The organism is Rhodanobacter thiooxydans (assembly GCF_030291135.1).
GTDB classification, from domain to species: Bacteria; Pseudomonadota; Gammaproteobacteria; order Xanthomonadales; family Rhodanobacteraceae; genus Rhodanobacter; species Rhodanobacter thiooxydans_A.
This window is the reverse complement of sequence record NZ_CP127409.1, coordinates 172,833-194,644: the sequence shown is the minus strand read 5'-3', so window position 1 is coordinate 194,644 and position 21,812 is coordinate 172,833. Positions and strand designations below refer to the sequence as shown.

The window sequence follows — 21,812 nt, the reverse complement described above, 5'->3', positions numbered from 1 at the left end:
GCGAGCGCGCTGCTGCGGATCGGGCGCGCATCTTGCGGCGAGGCAGCGTTCAACGCGGCGTCGACACGTCCTGCCGGCCCAGCCAGTCGCCCAGCTGCATCAGCACCTGACCGCGCCCCGGCTCGGCCTCGTTGAACAGCTCGTGGTACAGCGTCGAGAAGAAGCGCGTGGTCAGCTGCCCGCTCGATGCGGCCTTGCGCGCAAACGCGCGGCTGCCGGCGGGATCGACCAGGCCGTCGCTGTCGGCCACCAGCAGCAGGGTCGGCAGTGCCAAGTTGGCCGCGTCGGCGATGCACGCGGCGCCGGCGCGGAAGATGAAGTCGGCCAGCCGCGGCGTGATCCAGCTGTGGCGCAACGGGTCGCTGCGATAGTCGGCCACCACCTGGCGGTCGTGCGAGAGCTGGTCGAAATCCAGTCCATTGCGCAGTGGCAGGTTCGGTGCGAGGCGGCTGAGCAGCCGCGCCAGCGCGATCATCCGCGGCGACTCGCGGCTGCGCAGCGCCGGCGACGAGAGCAGCAGCGCCGGCGGCGCGATGCGGCCGTCCAGTACCGCGCGCGCGGCGACCAGGCCGCCCAGGCTGTGGCCGAGCAGCAACGGCGGATGCGGCAGGCCGTTGGCGTAGTCGTGGTAGACGGTGGCGAGGTCTTCCAGCAGGTCGTCGCCGTGGCGCAGGCCGCCGCGGCGGCCCGGGGTCCGGCCGTGGCCGCGCTGGTCATAGCCACGCACGGCGTAGCCGCGCTGGTTGAACCACGCCGCCAGGCGTCGGTAACGACCGCTGTGTTCGCCCAGCCCGTGCACGATCAGCAGCGCGCCGCGTGCACCGGCCAGCGGCCAGTCACGCAGGAACAACCGCTGGCCGTCGGCCATGTCGAGCCAGGCCATGGGTTCGATGCCGTCCGCAGGACGGTTCTGCAGTGCCGCGTGCATGGGTGGTTCCGCGTCCGTTTTCGTGGCCCGGCGCCGTCGCATGCGCCGGGCCGGGACTGGCATCAATGTTCCGTGACCCGCATGTCCTTCGTCAGCAGGTCGAGCTTGCCTTTCATGTCGGCCTGGGGCTGCGTGCCCGCGGTGCCGTAGAAGGCGGTGTACAGCACCGCGGACGACGGGTCGGCGGCGGCCGGCGCGACCACGGTGTTGATCTTCATCAGGTCGTTCTCGTAGCGCGCCACGCCATTGTAGGGATACTCGCGCGCCGACAGCTTGCGCCAGCGGCTGCTCAGGTCGTCGTCCAGCCCGGCCGGCGGCGCGACATAGCGCTGCACGTTGACATTGTTGTGGTCGTCGGAGGCGGTGTCCTTCCAGACGTTCACGTCGCCCACGTCCCATACCGGCTTGCCGCCGTCCAGGAAGAAGCGGAAGCCGAGCCACAGCAGGTTGTCCGGCTTGACCGGCTGCAGCGAGGACGGATAGGAGAACGCCACCCGTGGCGAGGCGTAGCTGAAACGATGGTCATAGTCGAAGCCGATGCGGATGTTCCTGAGCGTGGCCGGCTGCAGCGCCGGGTTGCCGAGGAAGTCCTTCCACTGCGCCAGCGTGCCCTGATAGGTGACGTGGACGAAGCTGCTCATCTCGTCCAGGTCCAGCATGCTGTCGTGCTCGTGGGAGGGCGGCGTGAAGCGCACCAGCATCACGCTGCCGTCCGGCACCGGCAGCATGTACGCTACCACCAGCGCGTTGGCGTAAGGCAGCGTCCACACGCCGACATGCCACGGCCGCTGCCAGCGGTCGAGCCGGGTCGATTCGCGCACGGGCTTGCCCAGCGAGGTGATCTTGACCTTCTCGCCGGCGACCTCGCGCTGGAACATGCCGGTGCGCGCCAGCAGGTCCATGCGCGACTTCGCGTCGCCGTAGAACTTATCCGCGGCCACCCCGTCGGGCCGGCGCAGGCGGATCAGCCCATTGCGCGCGACCGCGCCGGTGGCCACGTAGCCGTTGCCGTCCAGCGCGAAATACTGCGACCGCTCGCCAACGCGCCGCCATTCGCCGTCGCTGGCGCGCACGATCAGGGTGGGGAAGCCGTCCAGCTGGGTCTGCTGGTGCAGCAGGCGCGCCGAGCCGGCGCCGTTCGGGAACAGATTGGCGGACTCCTTCGCCAGCAGCGCCTTCAGCTGCGCGTCGCTGTTGGCGTCCATGCGCGCCTGGTACTCGCGGTAGAAATCGCCCAGGCCGAGCGGCAGCGCGAAGCTCACCTTGAGCCGGCCGTTCTGGATCGTATCGAACAGGTCAAGCTGGTAGGTGACGCGCGTGTCCATCACGCCCTTGCCGGCCGGCGCGTCCAGCACCTCGCGGATCGGCAGCGCGTAGTTGAGGTTCTCGTTGGCCGACTTCATCAGCACCACGCCGATCAGCTTGCCATCCTTGCCGAGCAGTGGCCCGCCGCTGTTGCCGGGCGAGGCGGCGGCGGAGAAGCGCATCCATTTCCAGGCACCGTCCTGCTGCTCCGGCGTGTCGGAGGTGTACAGGCCGTCGCGGATCACCACGCCGGTGCCCAGCGCGTTGCCCACCGCGTAGACCACCTGGTTGAGCGCGGGACTGGCGTCGACCTCCAGCGCCGCGTCGCCCGCCGGCGGCTGCGCCAGCGTGAACACCACGAAATCCTTGCCCAGCGAGAACTTCTCGATCTTGCCGATCGGGTACACGCGGCCGGCGGCGTCGCGCAGTTCAGGTGGCCCCCACAGGCTGTCCGCGCCGGCCAGCAGCACGTGGCCGGCGGTGACGTAGCGGTTGTGGCCGATCGCGAACGCGGTGCCGATCGAGTAGTACTTGTCGGTACGCTCCTGGTAGGGCAGTTGCTCCAGCGGCAGCGGCCGCTCGTAGCTCAGTGGATCGCCGGCCGGCTTGGCCTGCACCACCTCGAAGGTGGCCGCCTGGATCTTCGGCAGCAGCGCCGGATCGAGGCTGGCCGCGCGTGCCGCCGACATCCCCAACAGGCTCAGGCCGGACAGCAGCACCAGCATGCCGAACCGACGGATCACTCCCCCACTCCATGTACGCATAGATTTCCCTTGCACCGGGGCGGCCACCCGCGGACTCCCCTCGGCATCCTCGCGGACAGCGGCCAGCACGCATCTTGGCACGGCCGCGCGCCGCCTGCATGGCATGCGCGGGCCACTGCGCGGGCAGGATGCCGATGCCCCGCCGCGCCGGGCGCCGGCGCGGCGGGGTACGGTTTACAGCTCGGCGCGGAACTCGACGCCGATGATGCGCGGGTCGTTGACGAAGGCGGTGCGGTTGTTGAAGTCGATCGCGCCGGTGATCGCCCGCTTGTCGGTGATGTTGCGGCCGTACAGGGCGACCTCGCGGCGGCCGTAATCCCAGTTGTAGCCCAGCCGCACGCCGCCTTCCAGCAGCGGCTTGCCCTTGAACTCGGCCGAGTCGTACAGGAAGAAGTTCACCTCGCTGCGGTAGTTCCAGTCGGTGTAGACGAAGAACTCGCCGCTCTCGCCGTAGGGGATGCCGTAGCGCGCGGTGAGTGTGCCGATCCACTTCGGCGCGTTCGGCAGGGTATTGCCGTCAACCAGCGCGTTGCCGGCGCCGTTGAGCGGATCGAGCACGGTGCAGCCGGAGCCGCACACGGCCACGGCCAGGCCCGGATCCTTCAGCTGGGTGAAGTTGTAGCTGCCACCGGCGGTGAGCACGAAGTTCGGCGTGAGGTAGGCCTCCAGGTCGAACTCGGCGCCGTAGCCCTCGGTCTTCTTCGCGTTGATCAGGCGGGTGACGTTGATGTCGCCGCCCACCGCGGTGAGCTGCTGGTTGTGCATGTTGTAGCCGTACACGTCCGCGTTGAAGCGCACGTGGTTGTCCATGCCGGTGGTCTTCACGCCCAGCTCGTAGCTGGTGATCGTCTCGGGCTTCGCCTGCGAGATGAAGTCGGCGAACAGCACGCGGCCCTGCACGCTGGGCGCGCGGAAGCCGTTGGCGACGCGCGCGTAGACGTTGACGTTCGGATTCAGCGTCCAGGTGCCGGTGAGGTCACCGCTCCAGCGCGAGTCGTGCGGCTGCGCAGTCAGCAGCAGCGGGCCACCACCGATCGGCGACAGCACGCGGTCCACCTTGAAGTCGCGCGAGTCGTGCGACCAGCGCGCGCCGGCGCGCAGCTCGAAGTCGTCGGCGAGCTGGTAGTTGGCCGAGCCGAACAGCGCCCACGCCTTGGTGCGCTGGGTCTGCATGGCGTAGCCGTCCAGCGCGTGGTTGTTGAAGGTGGCGTAGTCGAAGTTGCTGATCGCGATGTCTTCGTCGAAGTAATACGCGCCGACCTGCCAGTTGAGCTTGTCCTGGCCGTTGCTGGCGAGGCGGAATTCCTGGGTGATCTGGCGGTCGTGCGGCAGCGCGTCGGCGGTCTCGACCGGGAACGGGATGAAGCCCGGACCCATCGGCTGATGGAACACCGCGCCGTAGCCGCCGTCGACGTCGCCGAGGCTGTAGGTGGTGGCGCGCTCCAGCCCGGTGATCGAGGTGAAGGTCAGGTCGCCCAGGTTCCACGCCAGGTGCAGGTTGCTGCCCCAGCTGAACAGGTGCTGCTTGTTGCGGCCGTCCTGCGCCACCTTGTAGCGGTCGAAGCCGGGCACGAAGCTGGGGCCGCCCAGCTCGATCGCGTTGGCGCGGTTGACCATCGCGCTGCCGTCCAGCCAGCGCGCGTGGCCGTTGATCAGCGCGCTGAAGCCGTCGTTCTCGTACAGCGCCTGCAGCCGCACGGCGCGATCGTTGTAGCCGCCCAGCACGTCCTTCTGGCCGGTGAAGGTGTTGTCGATCCAGCCGTCGCGGTGCTGCGCCAACGCGGAGACACGGCCGGACCAGTGCGGACTCAGTGCACCGCCCAGCGCGGCCTCGGCATTCGCGGTACCAAGCGAACCGTACGAAACGCGGGCGTAGCCGCTGGTTTCCTGGCTGGGCCGCACCGACTCGAACTTGATCACGCCAGCCGGCGAGTTGCGTCCGAACAGCGTGCCCTGCGGGCCGCGCAGCACTTCGACCTGGGCCAGGTCGAACAACGGGAAGCCTTTCAGGATCGGGTTCTCCTGCACGATGTCGTCGTACACCATCGACACCGGCTGCGAGGCATTGAGGTCAAAATCGCTGTTGCCCAGACCGCGGATATAGAAGCGCGGGAACTCGCGGCCGTAGGAGGTCTCGGCATACACGCTGGGCGCGCGCGAGGCCAGCTGCAGCACGGTGTCGCCGGACTGGCCGAACGCCTCCAGCTTGTCCGGGGTCAGCACGGTCAGCGCCATCGGCACCTTCTGCATGTTCTCCACCCGCTTCGAGGCGGTGACGTTGACCGTCTGCAGTTCGGTGGTCTTGGCCGGCTGCTGCGGCTTGGCCGGCGCGGCTTCCTGCGCCAGTGCGGCGCCCAGCGGCAACGCGGCGGCGATGCTGGCGGCGAGTACGGCGAGGCGCAACGAAGTGGCGACGTGCATGGTCGGTCCTCAAATGGCGAAAAGGGAGACGCCGCGGCCGGCCCATGCCGGCGCGTATCGTCGCCGTATTGTCATACAGCGGACTCGCTGGCGAAAGCGAAGCGCCGGCCGGTCAGCGCTGCGCGCCGGCGGGAAACACCGCCGGCAGCCGCAATTCCGCACGCTGTTCGATCTGCGCGGACGAGTGGCCGAGCAGCAGCCGGTAGCTGCCGGCGGCGACGCGCCAGCCGTGGCCGTGGTCGTCGTAGCGCGCGAAGCGCACCGCCGGCAGCGCCAGCCGGACCCGTTGCGTCTGCCCCGGCTGCAGCGTCAGCTTCTGCCAGCCGACCAGCCGCGACACCTGCTCGCCGGGCAGCTGCACGTAGAGCTGCGGCACGTCGGCGCCGGCGCGCTTGCCGGTGTTGGTGACCGCGAACGACGCCGTCACTGCGCCGGCCGCATCGGTGGTAACGGTCAGCGGGCCGTAGCCGAAGGTGGTGTAGCCCAGCCCGTAGCCGAACGGGAACAGCGGCTCGCTGCCGCGGCGCTGGAACCAGCGGTAGCCGACGTCGGCGCCCTCGATGTCGTAGTCGACCGTGTCGGCGGGCTGGCCCTGCGGCGGCAGGCCGATCGCGGCCAGGCCGGCGCCGGCGATGGTCGGGCGCGGCAGCTGCGACTCGTCGCGCGGCCAGCTGAGCGGCAGCCGGCCGGACGGATCCACTTCGCCGAACAGCAGCCGTGCAATCGCCTCGCCGCCGGCGTTGCCGGGGTACCAGGCTTCCAGCACCGCCGCGGTCTGCGCCAGCCACGGCATCGCCACCGGGCCGTTGTTCTCCAGCACCACCACCGTGCGCGGGTTGGCCTTGGCGACAGCGGCGACCAGCGCATCCTGCTGGCCATCCAGCGCCATGTGCGGACGGTCGAACGACTCGGCCGCCCACTGCTGCACGAACACCACCGCCACCTCGGACGAAGCGGCCAGCTTCGCCGCGGCCGCGATGTCCTCGCCGCTGGCGTAGCTGGCCTTGCCGCCGACGCGCCGGGCGATCGCCGCCAGCGGCGCGGACGGGTGGTACATCACCGGGCCCGGCCACACCGTCGGCGCCAGCCCCGGCACCGCATTGCCGCCCGGCGCGGTCACCGCCGACGAACCGCCGCCGGCCAGCACGCCCTTGTCCGCGTGCGCGCCGATCACCGCCACCGACTTCAGCGCGCGCGCCAGCGGCAGCAGCTTGTCCTGATTGCGCAGCAGTACCGCCCCGGCCTCGGCGGCGCGCTGCGCCACCTTCGCGTCGGCGGCGTAGTCGATCGGCGCTGCCTTGGCGGGGTGGTCGATCGCGCCGACCGCGAACAGGCTGCGCAGGATGCGCTGCACCATGTCGTCCAGCCGCGCCTGCGGCACCTCGCCCCTGGCGATCGCCTCGCGCAGCGGCGCGGCGAAGAACACCTGCGGGTCGAATGTCTCGCCGGCCGATTGCTGGTCCAGCCCGGCCAGCGCGGACTTCGCCGCGCTGTGCACCGCGCCCCAGTCGGACATCACGAAGCCCTTGTAACCCCAGTCGCGCTTGAGCACCTGGTCGAGCAGCCACGCGTTCTCGCACGCATAGGTGCCGTTGACGCGGTTGTACGCGCACATCACCGAGCCGGGCTCGCCGATGCCCAGCGCGATCTCGAACGCGCGCAGGTCCGACTCGCGCGCGGCGACCGGGTCGAGCTTCGCGTTCATCGTGTTGCGGCCGGTCTCCAGGTCGTTGATGGCGTAGTGCTTGAGCGTGGACACCACGTGTTGCGACTGGATCCCGCGCACCGCATGGCCGGCCATCACGCCGGCCAGCAGCGGGTCCTCGCCGGCGTACTCGAAGTTGCGGCCGTTGCGCGGGTCGCGCAGCAGGTTGACGCCGCCAGCCAGCAGCACGTTGAAGCCCTTGCGGTGCGCCTCGCGGCCGATCATCGCGCCGCCGGCCTCGGCCACCGCCGGATCCCAGCTGGCCGCGGTGGCCAGGCCGGAAGGCAGTGCCGTGGCGACGTCGCGGCTGTGCGCGTTGAGCGGACGCGCCACGCCCAGCCCGGCGTCGGTCTCCTGCAGTGCCGGCAGGCCCAGCCGCGCGAACGCCGGCGCGCAAGCCGCCGAGCCCAGCGCGCAGGCCGGCGCCGGCTTGCCATCGGAGGCGCTGCCATAGGCGGTGGTGATCAGCTGGAACTTCTCGTCCTGGCTCATCGCCTGCACCACCAGCGCGGCGCGCGCATCGGGGGACAGCGAAGCGTTCATCCAGGGTCGCGCTGGTGGCTCGCCGGCTGCCGTGGCAGTGGCCACCACCGCCAGGGCGAAGGCACAGGCGGACAGACGACGCGGACGACGGGACATGGGCAACCTCGGGCGAAGAAGGAAGGCGGCTGACGGCACCGCGCAGAGTGCTAACGTAACGTTTCCAGCGCAAGCCACTGGCGTCACGAACCGGCATTTCGCGCTTGCGTGCAGCGCCGATGGTACCCATCTTTCGGAAAGCCATGTCGTCCCCGCTCGCCGATTTCCATCCTGCCGTCGCCGCCTGGTTCCGCGGCGCGTTCGCCGCACCCACCGCGGCGCAGGCCGCCGCGTGGCCATCGATCCGCGCCGGAGCGCACACCCTGGTCGCCGCACCCACCGGCTCGGGCAAGACGCTGACCGCGTTCCTCGCCGCCATCGACGAACTGGTGCGCGAAGGCGTCGCCCACGGCGGCGTGTTGGCCGATGCCACCACGGTGCTCTACGTGTCGCCGCTGAAGGCGCTGTCGAACGACATCCACATCAACCTGGAAGCGCCGCTGGAAGGCATCCGCGCCGAGCTGGAGAAACTCGGCCTGCCCGACGTGGCAATCCGCACCGCCGTACGCACCGGCGACACCCCGCAGGTCGAGCGCAACCTGCTGCGCAAAGTGCCGCCGCACATCCTGGTGACCACGCCGGAATCACTGTACGTGTTGCTCGGTTCGGCTTCGGGGCGTTCCATGCTGGCGGGCGTGCGCACGGTGATCGTCGACGAGATCCACGCCATCGCCGGCAGCAAGCGCGGTTCGCACCTCGCGCTGTCGCTGGAACGGCTGGAGTCGCTGTGCCAGCGGCGCTTGCTGCGGATCGGGCTATCGGCGACGCAGAAGCCGATTGAGAAAGTTGCCGGCTTTCTCGTTGGCACAGGTGAAAAACCCGAACTTGCAACCCTGACTCCTCCCCCTGCCAGCAGGAGGAGGTCGGGAGGGGGTAAGGCTCTTGATCTAGAGCCCACAAGCAAGAGCACCCCACCCCAACCCTCCCCTGCGAGCAGGGGAGGGAGCTACGCGACCATCATCGACGTGGGCCACACCCGTCCGCGCGACCTCGCCATCGAAGTACCGCCGGTACCGCTGGAAGCGGTGATGTCGAACGACTGCTGGGAGCTGGTCTACGACCGCCTCGCCCAGCTGGTGCAGGCACATCGCACCACCCTGGTCTTCGTCAACACGCGGCGCATGGCCGAACGCGCCGCGCGGCATTTGTCCGAGCGGTTGGGCAAGGAACACGTGGCGGCGCATCACGGCAGCCTGGCGAAGGAACTGCGGCTGGACGCCGAGCAGCGGCTGAAGCGCGGCGAACTCAAGGTGCTGGTGGCGACCGCCTCGCTGGAGCTGGGCATCGACATCGGCGAGGTCGACCTGGTCTGCCAGCTCGGCTCGCCGCGCTCGATCGCCGCGTTTCTGCAGCGCGCCGGCCGTTCCGGCCACAGCATCGACGGCACGCCGAAGGCGCGGCTATTCCCGGCCACCCGCGACGACCTGATCGAATGCGCCGCCCTGCTCGACTGCGTACGCCGCGGCGAGCTGGACGCACTGGTGATGCCGCCGCAACCGCTCGATGTGCTGGCCCAGCAGATTGTCGCCGAGGTCGCCTGCAGCGAGTGGGACGAGGACGCGCTGTACGCGCTGGTGCGCCGCGCGCATCCCTACCGCGAGCTCGCGCGCAGCGAATTCGATGCGGTGGTGCGCATGCTGGCCGAAGGCTTCACCACCCGGCAGGGTCCGCGCGCGGCGTACATCCATCGCGACGCGGTGAACCGGCAGCTGCGCCCGCGGCGCAGCGCGCGGCTCACCGCGCTGACCTCCGGCGGCACCATTCCCGACACCGCCGATTACAAGGTGGTGCTGGAGCCGCAGGCGATCATCGTTGGCACCGTCAACGAGGATTTCGCAGTCGAGAGCATGGCCGGTGACATCTTCCAGCTCGGCAACGCCAGCTACCGCATCCAGCGCGTCGAGCGCGATCGATTACGGGTGGAAGATGCGCACGGCGCGCCGCCAAGCATCCCGTTCTGGCTGGGCGAGGCACCGGGGCGCAGCGACGAACTGTCGTTCAGCGTGTCGCGGCTGCGCGAGGAGATCTCCGCGCAGCTCGACGCCGGCGGCGTACCGGCCGCCGTGGCGTGGCTGCACGAGCAGCTCGGCCTGGACGAAACCGCCGCACAGCAACTGGCCGACTACCTCGCCCGCGCCAGGGCCGCACTCGGCGTGCTGCCCAGCCAGCACACGCTGGTGCTGGAGCGCTTCTTCGACGAATCCGGCGGCACCCAGCTGGTGATCCACACGCCGTGGGGCAGCCGCATCAACCGCGCCTGGGGGCTGGCGCTGCGCAAGCGCTTCTGCCGCCAGTTCAACTTCGAACTGCAGGCGGCGGCGACCGAGGACGCGATCGTGCTGTCGCTCTCCACCAGCCACAGTTTCCCGCTGGAGGAAGTGGCGCACTACCTGCACTCGAACAGCGCCGAGCACGTGCTGGTGCAGGCCCTGCTGGACGCGCCGCTGTTCCCCGCGCGCTGGCGCTGGAACGCCGTCACCGCGCTGGCGCTGCCGCGCTTCACCGGCGGCAAGAAGACCCCGCCGCCGCTGCAGCGGATGAAGAGCGAAGACCTGCTCGCCGCGGTGTTCCCCGACCAGGTCGCCTGCCTGGAAAACATCGTGGGCGAACGCGAGGTGCCGGATCATCCGCTGGTCAACCAGACCATGCACGACTGCCTGCGCGAGGCGATGGACGTGGACGGGCTGCTGGCGATCCTGCGCCAGCTCGAAGGCGGCGAGATCGCCATCGTCGCGCGCGACCTAACCGCGCCCAGCCCGCTCGCCGCCGAAGTGCTGAACGCCGCGCCGTACGCCTTCCTCGACGACGCGCCGCTGGAGGAACGGCGCACCCAGGCGGTGCAGACCCGCCGCTGGAACGATGCCGACAGCGCCGACGACCTCGGCCGGCTCGACCCCAACGCGATCGCCGCCGTACGTGAGGAAGCGTGGCCGCAGGTGCGCGATGCCGACGAAATGCATGAGGCGTTGACCTTGCTCGGCTTCGTCACGACAGCGGAGGTCGATGCCAACTCCGGCTGGCAGGAACGGCTGCAGTCGCTGTCGAAGGCGCAGCGCGCGACCCGGCTCGGCGAAGTATGGACCACCGCCGAGCAACTGCCGCTGTGGCAGGCGTTGCATCCCGCTGCCGCGATGCAACCGCCGATCGCCGCACCCACCGAATACGCGGCGCAGGCGTGGTCGCGCGAGGACGCCGTGCTGGAACTGGTGCGCCATCGCCTCGGCGGCCTCGGCCCGGTCACCGCGGCCGCCCTGACCGCCTCGCTGGCCATCGATACGGGCGAGGTCGAACAGGCCTTGCTGCGTCTGCAAGCCGAAGGCTACGTGATGCAAGGCCGTTTCACTGCCGATGCCGCGGATACCGAATGGTGCGAACGCCACCTGCTGGCGCGCATCCACCGCTACACCATCGGTCGGCTGCGCCGCGAGATCGAGCCAGTCAGCCGGCGCGCGCTGATGCGCTTCCTGTTTGACTGGCAGCACGTGTCGGCGACCACCCGGCTGAACGGACCGGATGCGCTGGTCGCCACGCTGGCGCAGCTGGAAGGCTACGAGGCCGCGGCCGGTGCGTGGGAAGCGGAGATCCTGCCGGCGCGCGTCGCGGATTACTCGATCCACTGGCTGGACGAGCTGTGTCGCGCCGGTCGCATCGGCTGGACCCGCCTGCGCACCGGCACGGGCGGTGGCGGCGGCCCGGTGCGCAGCACGCCGATCGTGCTGCTGCCGCGACGCGAGATGGCCTTCTGGACGGCCGTCGCCAGCAGTGACGATGCGCAGGAAATCCTGTTGTCCTCGCGCGCCCAGGCCGTGGCCGATGCGTTGCGTGAGCATGGCGCCCTGTTCTTCGACGAATTGCTGGCCGACACTCGCCTGCTGCGTACCGAACTGGAAGATGCCCTGGGTGAGCTGGTCGCTGCCGGCCGGATCAGCGCCGACAGTTTCGCCGGCCTGCGCGCCTTGCTGCTGCCGGCGGCGAAGCGCGACGGCGCGCGGCACCGGCGCACGCGACGGCATGCGTTTGGCGGGATCGAGGATGCGGGACGCTGGGTGCTGGCGCGGGGCGCGGCGAAGAGCACCCCACCCCAACCCTCCCCTGCTGCGCAGGGGAGGGAGCACGACGTGGCAAGCATTGCCCCTCCCCTTGCGCGTCCCGAAGGGACTTCCTTCGGTCGCAGGGGGAGGTCGGGCGGGGGTGAAGCTCTTGACTCCGACGCGATCGAATACATCGCCCGCGCCCTGCTGCGCCGCTACGGCGTGGTGTTCTGGAAGCTGCTGGAACGCGAGGCGCCGTGGCTGCCGTCGTGGCGCGAACTGCTGCGCGTGTACCACCGGCTGGAGGCGCGCGGCGAGATCCGCGGCGGCCGTTTCGTCGAAGGCCTGGTCGGCGAGCAGTTCGCCCTGCCCGAGGCGATCGCGCCGCTGCGTGCGGCGCGCTCACGCGCTGACGACGGCGAGCTGGTCTGCCTCAGCGGCTGCGATCCGCTGAACCTGGTCGGCACCGTGCTGGCCGGCGACAAGGTGCCGGCACTGGCCGGCGCGCGCGTGCTGTACCGCGACGGCATGCCGATCGCCGCGCTGGTCGGCGGCAAGGTCGTGCCGCTGATCGAACTGTCCGCCGCCGACAGCCAGCTGGCAAAGCACGCCCTGCTGCGTTATCCGCCGTCGCCGCCGGAAGCATTGGCGGCGATGCGCTGATGGGTTGCCTGCCGATCCTGCTGCTGTTCCCGCTGGGTTTCGGCGTGGGCTATCTGCTTGCCGGCAACAGTGGCGCCTTGTGGGGTACCGGTATCGGCCTGCTGCTGGGTTTGCTGTCGATGGCCCTGTTCATCAAGGCACTGCGCGGGCGTCGCTAGAGCTTGAGATAGACGCGCCGCCGATCCATCGCCCACACGATCAACCACCACAGCGCCACGAACACCAGCGCGAACCCCAGCGACGGCACGTACGGGCCGAAGTGCGGCGTCATCCAGTCGGCGAACAGGCGCTGGTAGACCGGCTCCTGCCAGCCCAGCGCGGGCAGCAGGATCTGCATCAGTTCGGAGCCGGCGTAGGCGGCGATCGCGTTGATGCCGAAGCGTCGGCCCAGTGCTGGCCAGCCACGCCGGTCGATCAGTGCGTGGAACGCCAGCAGCGCCAGCGTGGCCCAGCCGGTGGTCCACAGCACGAACGAGGGCGTCCACAGATTCTTGTTGAACGGCAGCCATGGCGACCACAGCGCGCCAAGCAGCAGGCATGCGATGCCGGCCAGCAACAGCGTCCGGAATTTTTCGCGGCGCAGCCAGCAACCGGCGCGCAGGCCCAGCAAGGTGCTGGCCAATGACGGCAACGTGCCGAGCAGGCCTTCCGGATCGTGGCCGCGGCCGGTCGCCGGATCGACCAGATAGACGAAGCGGCCGAACAGCGCGCTGTCGACACGGCTGACGATGTTCGCCCACGGCGCCAGCGAGCCGCCGAGCAGGAGCAAGCCCCAGTAGCCGAGCAGCAACGCCGCGATCGCCCACCACTGCGTACGCGGCTTCGTGTAGACCGCGAACAGCGCCACCCCGGCGAAGCACAGCGCAATCCGTTGCAACACGCCGGGGAAACGCAGGTGCGCTTGCGGCAGCAGCCACGCCGCCACGACATTGATCGCCACGCCCAGCGCGAGGATGCGCAAGGCACGCCACATCGCGGTGCGGGTCAGCGCGGACGGCGAAGCGCCCTGCTCCAGCCGCGGCAGGATCGCCAGCGCCACCGACACGCCGACCACGAACAGGAAGAACGGAAAGACCAGGTCGGTCGGCGTGCAGCCGTTCCACGCCGAGTGTTCCAAGGGTGCGTAGACATGCTCCCAGTCGCCCGGATCGTTGACCAGCAGCATCGCCGCCACGGTGCATCCGCGCAGGGCGTCGAGCGAGGCAAGACGCCGCGCCGGCGTCATGGCGGAGGCACCAGGCTCACCCGGCCCAGCGCATACAACGGCCCGTCGATCGGCGCGGTATAGATCAGGCACAGCGCATGTTCGCCGGCCGGCGTGGGCAGCCGCGCCTCAAGCGTGAACTCGCGCGGGCCGTGCGCGGGATCGGGCAGCGGCATCGTGGCCAGCACGGCGCCGTCGCAGTGGTCGGCACGCACCACCAGCTCGCCGAACGGCGTGGCATGCGGGTGTACCACCACCAGCTTTTGCTCGTGCGCCAGCACGAAGTTGCGCGGCAGTCGCACTGCCTCGACGCGGATCGCGCCGATGCCGTCCAGCAGCGTGGGCGGGAACAGCTGGCAGGTGTTGAACACGTTCACCGCGTACACCGGCTGGGTGCTGGCGGCGTCCGGCGCGGGCTGCAGGAGCAGGCGGAAATCGCTGCCGGGGCAGTTCGCCAGCATCGTGCCGGGCAGGCTCAGCAGCGAGGCGCGATCCAGCACGCGTTCGCGCGGCGTGGCCAGTGCGCTGCCGTCGGCGGCGTAGCTGGTGGCGCGCACGGTGGCCGGCAGGGTCACGTTGAACGGTGCGTCGTAACGCGGCGAGGCCGGCGTGGGCGCGCTGCCGCCCAGCGTGTAACGGATGGCGCCGATGCCGGTCTGGTTGGCCAGCGTGACCGTGGCCCTGCCGGTGGCCAGCGCCACGTTGCGGTCCACCGCGATGTCCACCGCGAAGGCGGTGTCGGCATAGCCGATGCGCTGCGCGCGGTAGCGCGCGAGCTGGGCCGGCAGGCGGGCGAGGAAACCCGGCCAGACCAGCGCGGCCGGCGGCGACCACGCCACTTCGGCCAGCGCGTCCAGCCGCGGGAACACCGCGTGCTCCACGTGCGCCATGGTCGGCATGTGTTCGGTCCACACGTTGGCCTGCACGCCGAGCACGTGCCGCGCCTGCACCGCGTCCAGCACGGCGGGCACGGTCGGGATGGCGTACACGTTCTGCAGCGACTCCACGCCGAGGCGGCCGGCGTACGCGTCGGCGGCATCGCCCTGCACGTGGTCAAAGTACAGGACCGGTGAGGGCGACAGCACCACGTCGTGGCCGAGCAGCGCCGCCTTGATCGCGCCGTCGGTACCGCGCCAGGACATCACGGTGGCGTCGGCCGGCAGGTGCTCGCCTTCGAGGATTTCGTCCCAGCCGATCAGTTTGCGGCCGTGCTTGTCGAGGTACTGGCCGACGCGGTCGATGAACCAGCCCTGCAGCGTGTTCTCGTTGGCGATACCCAGCGCATGCATCCGCGCCTGCACCGCCGGCGAGGCTTGCCACTGGTCCTTGATCGCCTCGTCGCCGCCGACGTGGATGTACGTCGACGGGAACAACGCCAGCACTTCGTCGAGCACGTTGTCGATGAAGGTGAAGGTGGCGTCGTCGACGTTGTACAGATACGGGTTGACGCCCCAGTCGGTCGATACCGGCGGCCGCTGGCCGGTGACGCCGAGCTGCGGATACGCGGCAACGGCCGCCTGCGCGTGGCCCGGCATGTCGATCTCCGGCACCACGGTGATCTGGCGCGCGGCGGCGTAGGCGACGATGCGCCGGATCTCGTCCTGGGTGTAGAAGCCGCCGTAGCGCGGCGGTTTGCCGTCGTGCCCGGCATCCGGCGGCGTGCGCCACGCGCCGATGCGGGTCAGCTCGGGGTAGCGCTTGATCTGGATGCGCCAGCCCTGGTCGTCGGTGAGGTGCCAGTGGAACGTGTTGAGCTTGTGCTGGGCCATCTGCTCGAGCAGGCGCTCGATCTCGCCGACCGTCTGAAAATGCCGCACGGAATCCAGCATCAGTCCGCGCCAGGCGAAGCGCGGCTGGTCGCGGATCGACAGCGCCGGTACCTGCACCGCGCCATGCTGCGCATCCGGCGTAAGCAACTGCCATGCGGTCACCGCGCCGTAGAACAGGCCGGCGGCATCGCGTGCGCTGATGCGCATGCCTGCGGGCGTGACATCCAGTGCGTAGCCTTCGCGGTTCGTCGCCGGCGCCGCCGGGTCGAGCTGCAGCACGATCGCGTGCGCCGTGGCCGCGCCGTGTTTCAGCGGCAGGTGCAGGCCGCGCGTGCGCGCGATCAGGTCGGCCAGCCAGGCGCCCGTGCGCCGGGTCGAGGCCGCGTCGTCGGCGAGCACGATCGGCGTGTGCGCGTCGACCGTGAAGTGGCCGGCGTCGACGCGCAGTTGCGCCGGCAGCGGCAACAGCGGGATCGGTGCGTCGGCATGGGCAAGCCCGGCCAGTCCCATCGCCATGGCTGCCCAGCCCAGCAGGATCAAGCGGCGTGTCATCGGCAATCTCCGTGGCGGTGCGTGCACCACGCTAGCAAAAAAACGGGCCCGACAACTTTTGCCCGGGCCCGCGTTGGGGAGAAGTGCGAAGCCGTCCATGGCTCGCGTCAGGTGAAACGGTTCAGAGCTTGAAGCGCAGGCTCAGGTAGTACTGCCGACCGTTGTCGTAGAACGCATACGGCTGTTTCCCGTAGGCCGCGTTCTGCGTGTAGTACTTCAGCTTGGGCTTGTTGAGGTTCATCGCGTCCAGCGACAGCGACATCCAGTCGGTGATGTTCACGCCGAACGACGCGGCGAGGTTGCCGATGCCCTGCTGGAAGTAGGTGTCGGTGCGGCTGACGCCGGCGTAGAACTGCGAGCGGTAGGTGTAGCTGACGCGGGCGTTGAAGCGCTGGTTCTCGAAGTAGCCCGACACGTTGTAGGTGTTCTTCGAGGCGCCCTGCAGCGGCTTGTCGCCGGTGGCATGGGCGTCGGCGTAGGTGTAGTTGGCCTGCACGCCGAAGTTGTCGCCGATCGGCTGGATATAGTTCAGCTCCACGCCGCGGACCTGGCCGTTGACGTTGCGCGGCACGCTGATCAGGTAGTTCGAGAACACGTCGTGGCCGGCCGCCTGGCTAGCCTGCATGTCCTTGAAGCTGCGCGTCTCGTTGCCGAAGTTGACGTAGTCCTTCAGGTTCATCGCATACACGCCGGCCGACAGCAGGCCGCGTGGCGCGAAGTACCATTCCACCGCCGCGTCGAAGTTGCTCGACACCAGAGGCTTGAGCTTCGGGTTGCCGCCGCTGCCGGTGTGGGTGAGGTCGTCGGCCGACACGTAGCCGGCCAGCGCCGAGTAGTCCGGGCGGGTCATGGTCTGCGACGCGGCGAAGCGCAGCAGCAGGTCGTCGGTGACGGTGAACTTCAGGTTGGCGCTGGGCAGGAACTTGCCGTAGGAGTGCTTGTAGGTGTTCCAGTAGTAGTCGCCGAAGGCCGAGCCGGTGATCGGGCCGGTGACCGTGGTCGCTTCCGCATCCGGCGCAGTGCTGGTGTAGCCGATGTCCTCCTTGGTCTTCACGTAGCGCACGCCGACGTTGCCGCTGGCGATGCCGGCGTCGAAATTCAGCTGCAGGTAGGCGGCCGAATCCTTCTCCTCGACCTTGTAGACGTCGTTGAAGTAGAAGCGCCCGACCGGGTCGCGGTTGGCGAACTTGGCGTCAATCTGCGCCAGCTGGGCCGGCGTCCAGAACCAGATCGGGCCGGGGAAGCTGCCGCCGAGCGAGCCGTTGAAGTCGCCCGGATAGCGGCTGTAGGTGCCAGTCGGATAAGCCGCCGGGTTCTGCCAGTCGGAGGCCCAGTTCGGGCCCTGCGCGACTTCGAACGGATTCTCGCGGGTGTGCTTGGCGTAGCGTCCGCCGAACTGCAGCGAGCTGAGCGCGCCGCCGTCGAAGCTGAGCTCGCCGTCGAACTGCGCCCAGTCCTCCTTGTCCTTCACCTTGATGCCCTGGCCGCCGAAGATCCAGCCGGCCGACGGCAGGATGCCCGACGGCGAGCTGTTGTCGCCGCCCAGCGTCCAGTTGATCGGCTTGCCGAGGCCGCGCATGTCCCAGCTGGCGCCGGCGCCGCTGGCGGTGCCCAGTTCGATCACGTCCTGGGTCGGGCTGGAGCCGGTGCCGCGGGTGGTACCGACCTGGCCCTTGATATCGAGGTGGTCGGTGGCGCGCCAGTCGGCGCTGAGCGTGAGGTACTTCGACTCGGACGACGCACCGGGGCGCGAGATCTGGTCGTACACGCCATAGGCGCCGGTGCCGCCGGCGATCGAACCGCTGGTGACCACGTTGTTGTTGACCGCGTTGGCGGTGAGCACCCCGCCATTGGCCAGCGCACTGCTGGCCCACATCATGTAGTTGCGGTTGTAGTTGTCGGCCTTGAGCTTGGAGTAGAAGCCGTTGAGGTCGAGCGTGAGGTTGTCGGTCGGCTTGATCTCGAAGTCGATCACGCCGCCCTTGCGCTCGCGCTGCTGGGTGAACAGCACCGCGCCGATTTCGTTCGGGTAGTACACGGTGTTGCCGCCGACCGTGGTCGGCAGGTAGCCGCCCACCACCTCCTGGCCGTTGCGCTGCAGGCTGCGCTTCTCGTAGAAGCCCTGCACCATCACGCCGACGGTGTTGGCGTCGTTCTTCCAGTTGAACAGGCCGCTGAACTGCGGTTTGGTGTCGCCGGGCAGGTCCGAATACACGCCGCCGATCGACGCTTCGGCGGTGACCGGCTTGGCGAACTCCAGCGGCTTGCGCGTGATGATGTCGACCGAGCCGGCGCTGCCGCCTTCGACGATGCTGGCCTCGGAGGTCTTGTGCACCACCACCTGGCTGACGATCTCCGACGGCAGCAAGGTATAGCTCACGCTGCGCCCCACCGTCTGCACCTGGCTCAGCACGAACCAGTCGCCGGTGCCCACGCTGTGGCCGTTGACCAGGGTCTGGGTAAGGCTGGGCGCGGTGCCGCGCAGGCTGACGCGATCGCTCTCGTCGAAGCCGCCTTCGCTGGCGCTGGACGAGCTGATGTTGACGCCGGGCAGGCGCTGCAGCGTGTCGGCCACGTTCTTGGCCGGCAGCTTGCCGATGTCCTCGGCGGTGACGACCTCGACGTGCGAGGCCGCGTCCTTCTTCAGCGCCAGCGATTCGGCCTCGCTGTCGCGGATGCCGGTGACGATGACCGTACCGAGCTCCTTCGCCTTCGCCTTGTCGGCGCGGCTCTGGGTGGTGGTGCCGCTCGGCGTGGCGTCCTGCGCATAGATCGCGCCGGATACGCACAGACTGGTGATGATGCTCGCGGCTAGCAATGTCTTGCGGTAATTCATGATCTCCTCCCCTCAGAGGCTGGCTTGAATCAGGACCGGCATGACGACGGTCGCGGACGTTGTGTAGTGGTTTGGCTTGGCGCCGTGTCACCGGATGGCGTTGGTCTCACTCTCCTGATGAACGCTCATCCAGAAACCAGCCTGCGGCGCCAATGACACCAAGCTGGCCGTGCTCGATCAGTCGTACCGGAACCTGTTGCAGATAGGCGCGCATCACGCCCTTGTTGAAGTAGCGTTCGGCGAAGCTGCTGGACAGCAGGAACGGCTGGATCTGCGGCAGGATGCCGCCGGCCAGGTAGACCCCGCCGCGGGCGCCGTACAGCAGCACCAGGTCGCCGACGAAGCTGCCGAGCAGGCCGCAGAACACCTCCAGCGCTTCCACCGCGGCGCCGTCGCTGCCGGCCAGTGCGGCGGCGGTGACTTCGGCCGGGGTCAGCAGGCACGAACGGCTGCCGCGCAGTTCGCACAGCGCGCCGTAGAGTTTCAGCAGGCCCGGGCCGGACAGTGCATCCTCGAACGACACGTGCGCGCGTTCGCGGCGGAACAGGCGCAGGATCTCGATCTCGCGTTCGTTGCCCGGCGCCAGCGACACCTGGCCCGCCTCGGTGGCCAGTACATGCGCGCGCGGGCGGTCCGGCAGCAGCACCGCCGAACCCAGCCCGGTGCCCGGACCCATCACCAACACCGGCCCGCTGGCCGCCGGTTGCGTGGTCTCGATGATCGACCGGGTCTCGTCGACCGCGATGAACTGGGTGGCGTAGGCGACCGCCTCGAAATCGTTGATCACCGCCAGCCGCTGGATGCCGAGGCCGTCGCGGATTTCGCGGATCGACACCGGCCACGGCAGGTTGCCGTTGACGATCGCGTCGTCCAGCACGTAGCCGGCGCAGGCCACCGCGCAGTGACGCAACTCGCCGCGCAGCGCTGCATGCGGCGTGTGCGCCAGCTGCGCGACGAAATCCTGCAGCATCGCGGCGAGGCCGGACCAGTCGGCGCAGCCGTAGCGGTGGTAGTGCAGCACGCTGACCGGGCGACGGCCGTTCGCATTGCCGACGACCAGACCGATGCGCGCATGCGTGCCGCCGACGTCGGCGGCCAGGAACGGCTGCTGCGGACCCGGCCCTGACGCGCCGACTCCGTCCGCTGCCGACGCCCCGGCCACGGCCGTCGCCGACACTGCCGCCGCATGACGCTGGTTCGCGACTTCCCCCACTACGTTCTCCCGTGGCCGGTGACTCCCCGACCCGGCCGCGCAGACGCGCGCCGGGTACGGCCTGATTCGAGCGGAGTCTGCTGTCAAAATGACAACGTTGTCAACCGGGCAGACAATAATTTTTCGGACATTCGATACGGCGACGCAACATAGCTGTCATGGCACTCCTGAGCCGCGCGTCATGAGACCGCATAGATAGCTTTATAAAGCGCATATACATGCAATTACGTCATAAGGCCGCGACCTGCTGCATCGCCACAATGGTGGCTCGCGATGGCCGTCCAAACGGTGCGGCCACGACCATGCGCCCGGGGCCAAGCAGGGCGATGGATTGACAACGTTGCACTTTTCGGCAATTAAAGAGACATTCCTGCCTGTCCCGGTCACCCGACCGGCGCGGCACGGCGACTCCGGGGAGAACCATCCATGGCAACCACGCTGGCGGCGGCGCCGTCCGATCGCACCCACCTCGGCCCGATGCTGATCATCGGCCTGCTGTTCTTCATCTTCGGTTTCGTCACCTGGCTCAACGGGCCGCTGATCACCTTCGTCAAGCTGGCGTTCCAGGTCGAGGATGTCTATGCGTTCCTGGTGCCGTCGGCGTTCTACGTGTCGTACCTGGTGTTCTCGCTGCCCGCGTCGCTGATCCTGCGCCGCACCGGCATGAAGAAGGGCATGGCGCTGGGCCTGTTCGTGATGGCGATCGGCGCGGTGCTGTTCGGCCAGTTCGTCAGCTGGCGCGAGTTCGCCGGCGCGCTGACCGGGCTGTTCGTGATCGGCGCCGGGCTGTCGCTGCTGCAGACCGCGTCGAACCCGTACATCAGCATCCTCGGGCCGATCGACAGCGCGGCGCAGCGCATCGCGTTCATGGGCATCTGCAACAAGGCCGCCGGCGTGATCGCACCGTTCGCGTTCGGCGCGCTGGTACTCAGCGGCATCGGCACCTTCGGCGAACAGGTCCAGGCGGCGCCGACGCCGGAAGCACGCGAAGCCCTGCTCAACGCGTTCGCCGGCAAGGTGCACCTGCCGTACATGGTGATGGCCGGCCTGCTGGTGCTGCTGGCGATCTGGATCGCACGCTCGTCGCTGCCGGAGATCCAGCCCGACGGCGCGAACAGCGAACGGGCGATCGGGCACAAGCACGGCAGCATCTTCAGCTTCCCGCACCTGTGGCTGGGCGTGCTGTGCCTGTTCCTCTACGTCGGCGTGGAGGTGATGGCCGGCGATGCGATCGGCACCTATGGCGCCGGCTTCCACCTGCCGCTGGAGCGCACCAAGATCTTCACTGCGTTCACCCTGAGCGGCATGCTGATCGGCTACGTCGCCGGCCTGCTGCTGATCCCGCGCTTCGTGTCGCAACAGCGCTACCTGGCTATCTCGGCGGTGCTCGGCGTGCTGTTCTCGATCGGCGCCTACCTCAGCCACGGCTACGTCTCGGTCGGCTTCGTCGCCGCGCTCGGCTTCGCCAACGCGATGATGTGGCCGGCGATCTTTCCGCTGGCGATCAAGGGCCTGGGCAGCCTCACCGAACGCGGCTCGGCGCTGCTGATCATGGCGATCGCCGGCGGCGCCGTGGTGCCGCAGCTGTTCGTGCACCTGAAGCAGCACGTCGATTTCCAGCTCGCGTTCGCGCTGCTGATGGTGCCGTGCTACCTGTACATCCTGTACTACGGGCTGGCCGGCCACCGCGTCGGCCAGCACCGGGCGACGTGAACTAAGCTAGGATGTTCGCGCCGCCGCACCGACGCGTGCGGCGCCGCCGGCACCCTGGCGCGACCGGCG

11 protein-coding genes are annotated in these 21,812 nt (G+C 69.2%); 3 read left to right on the top strand and 8 right to left on the bottom strand.

All coding sequences use genetic code 11. The features are described 5' to 3' along the window. Positions 1–49 precede the first annotated feature (49 nt). The 4 genes from QQA13_RS00775 to QQA13_RS00760 all read right to left on the bottom strand — a co-directional run bounded on the left by QQA13_RS00775 (position 50) and on the right by QQA13_RS00760 (position 7,762). The gene (locus QQA13_RS00775; RefSeq protein ID WP_108472169.1) at positions 50–928 is read right to left on the bottom strand and encodes an alpha/beta hydrolase; all 879 of its coding nucleotides are present in this window, start codon (positions 926–928) and stop codon (positions 50–52) included. 62 nt (positions 929–990) lie between these two features. Next, positions 991–2,976, bottom strand: a complete 1,986-nt coding sequence (locus QQA13_RS00770; protein WP_234411352.1) for a S1 family peptidase — start codon at positions 2,974–2,976, stop codon at positions 991–993. Between the two features lie 195 nt (positions 2,977–3,171). Then, positions 3,172–5,418 carry a TonB-dependent receptor gene (locus QQA13_RS00765; protein WP_108472171.1) on the bottom strand — a complete coding sequence of 749 codons (2,247 nt, stop codon included), beginning with the start codon at positions 5,416–5,418 and terminating at the stop codon, positions 3,172–3,174. Positions 5,419–5,530: 112 nt separating this feature from the next. Beyond that, on the bottom strand, positions 5,531–7,762 hold the full coding sequence (locus QQA13_RS00760) for a beta-glucosidase family protein (RefSeq protein ID WP_108472172.1): 2,232 nt from the start codon (positions 7,760–7,762) through the stop codon (positions 5,531–5,533). Between the two features lie 143 nt (positions 7,763–7,905). Here QQA13_RS00760 and QQA13_RS00755 point away from each other — a divergent pair, with 143 nt between their 5' ends. Beyond that, complete coding sequence (locus QQA13_RS00755) at positions 7,906–12,456, top strand: DEAD/DEAH box helicase (protein ID WP_199909847.1); 4,551 nt, start codon at positions 7,906–7,908, stop codon at positions 12,454–12,456. Next, the gene (locus QQA13_RS00750) at positions 12,456–12,614 is read left to right on the top strand and encodes a hypothetical protein (RefSeq protein WP_199909848.1); all 159 of its coding nucleotides are present in this window, start codon (positions 12,456–12,458) and stop codon (positions 12,612–12,614) included. Before QQA13_RS00755 ends, QQA13_RS00750 begins: the two co-directional genes overlap by 1 nt. Here the strand turns inward: QQA13_RS00750 and QQA13_RS00745 are convergent. The 4 genes from QQA13_RS00745 to glk all read right to left on the bottom strand — a co-directional run bounded on the left by QQA13_RS00745 (position 12,611) and on the right by glk (position 20,030). After that, positions 12,611–13,681, bottom strand: a complete 1,071-nt coding sequence (locus tag QQA13_RS00745) for an acyltransferase family protein (RefSeq protein ID WP_108472174.1) — start codon at positions 13,679–13,681, stop codon at positions 12,611–12,613. The genes QQA13_RS00750 and QQA13_RS00745 overlap by 4 nt on opposite strands. After that, positions 13,678–15,981 (bottom strand): beta-N-acetylhexosaminidase, encoded by a 2,304-nt coding sequence (locus QQA13_RS00740; RefSeq protein ID WP_108472175.1) that lies wholly within the window; start codon positions 15,979–15,981, stop codon positions 13,678–13,680. The genes QQA13_RS00745 and QQA13_RS00740 overlap by 4 nt, the downstream gene beginning before the upstream one ends. Positions 15,982–16,102: 121 nt before the next feature. Continuing rightward, positions 16,103–18,817 (bottom strand): TonB-dependent receptor, encoded by a 2,715-nt coding sequence (locus QQA13_RS00735; RefSeq protein WP_108472176.1) that lies wholly within the window; start codon positions 18,815–18,817, stop codon positions 16,103–16,105. Positions 18,818–18,923: 106 nt separating this feature from the next. Beyond that, on the bottom strand, positions 18,924–20,030 hold the full coding sequence (glk, locus tag QQA13_RS00730) for a glucokinase (protein WP_108472177.1): 1,107 nt from the start codon (positions 20,028–20,030) through the stop codon (positions 18,924–18,926). Positions 20,031–20,456: 426 nt separating this feature from the next. Here glk and QQA13_RS00725 point away from each other — a divergent pair, with 426 nt between their 5' ends. Further along, the gene (locus QQA13_RS00725) at positions 20,457–21,743 is read left to right on the top strand and encodes a sugar MFS transporter (RefSeq protein WP_108472178.1); all 1,287 of its coding nucleotides are present in this window, start codon (positions 20,457–20,459) and stop codon (positions 21,741–21,743) included. The last annotated feature ends 69 nt before the right edge of the window (positions 21,744–21,812 follow it).

Coding starts and splice junctions, on each gene's coding strand:
- QQA13_RS00750 (WP_199909848.1), top strand. CDS start 12,456: ATGGGTTGCCTGCCGATCCTGCTGCTGTTCCCGCTGGGTTTCGGCGTG.
- QQA13_RS00725 (WP_108472178.1), top strand. CDS start 20,457: ATGGCAACCACGCTGGCGGCGGCGCCGTCCGATCGCACCCACCTCGGC.
- QQA13_RS00735 (WP_108472176.1), bottom strand. CDS start 18,817: ATGAATTACCGCAAGACATTGCTAGCCGCGAGCATCATCACCAGTCTG.
- QQA13_RS00760 (WP_108472172.1), bottom strand. CDS start 7,762: ATGTCCCGTCGTCCGCGTCGTCTGTCCGCCTGTGCCTTCGCCCTGGCG.
- QQA13_RS00740 (WP_108472175.1), bottom strand. CDS start 15,981: ATGACACGCCGCTTGATCCTGCTGGGCTGGGCAGCCATGGCGATGGGA.
- QQA13_RS00765 (WP_108472171.1), bottom strand. CDS start 5,418: ATGCACGTCGCCACTTCGTTGCGCCTCGCCGTACTCGCCGCCAGCATC.
- QQA13_RS00755 (WP_199909847.1), top strand. CDS start 7,906: ATGTCGTCCCCGCTCGCCGATTTCCATCCTGCCGTCGCCGCCTGGTTC.
- QQA13_RS00745 (WP_108472174.1), bottom strand. CDS start 13,681: ATGACGCCGGCGCGGCGTCTTGCCTCGCTCGACGCCCTGCGCGGATGC.
- QQA13_RS00775 (WP_108472169.1), bottom strand. CDS start 928: ATGCACGCGGCACTGCAGAACCGTCCTGCGGACGGCATCGAACCCATG.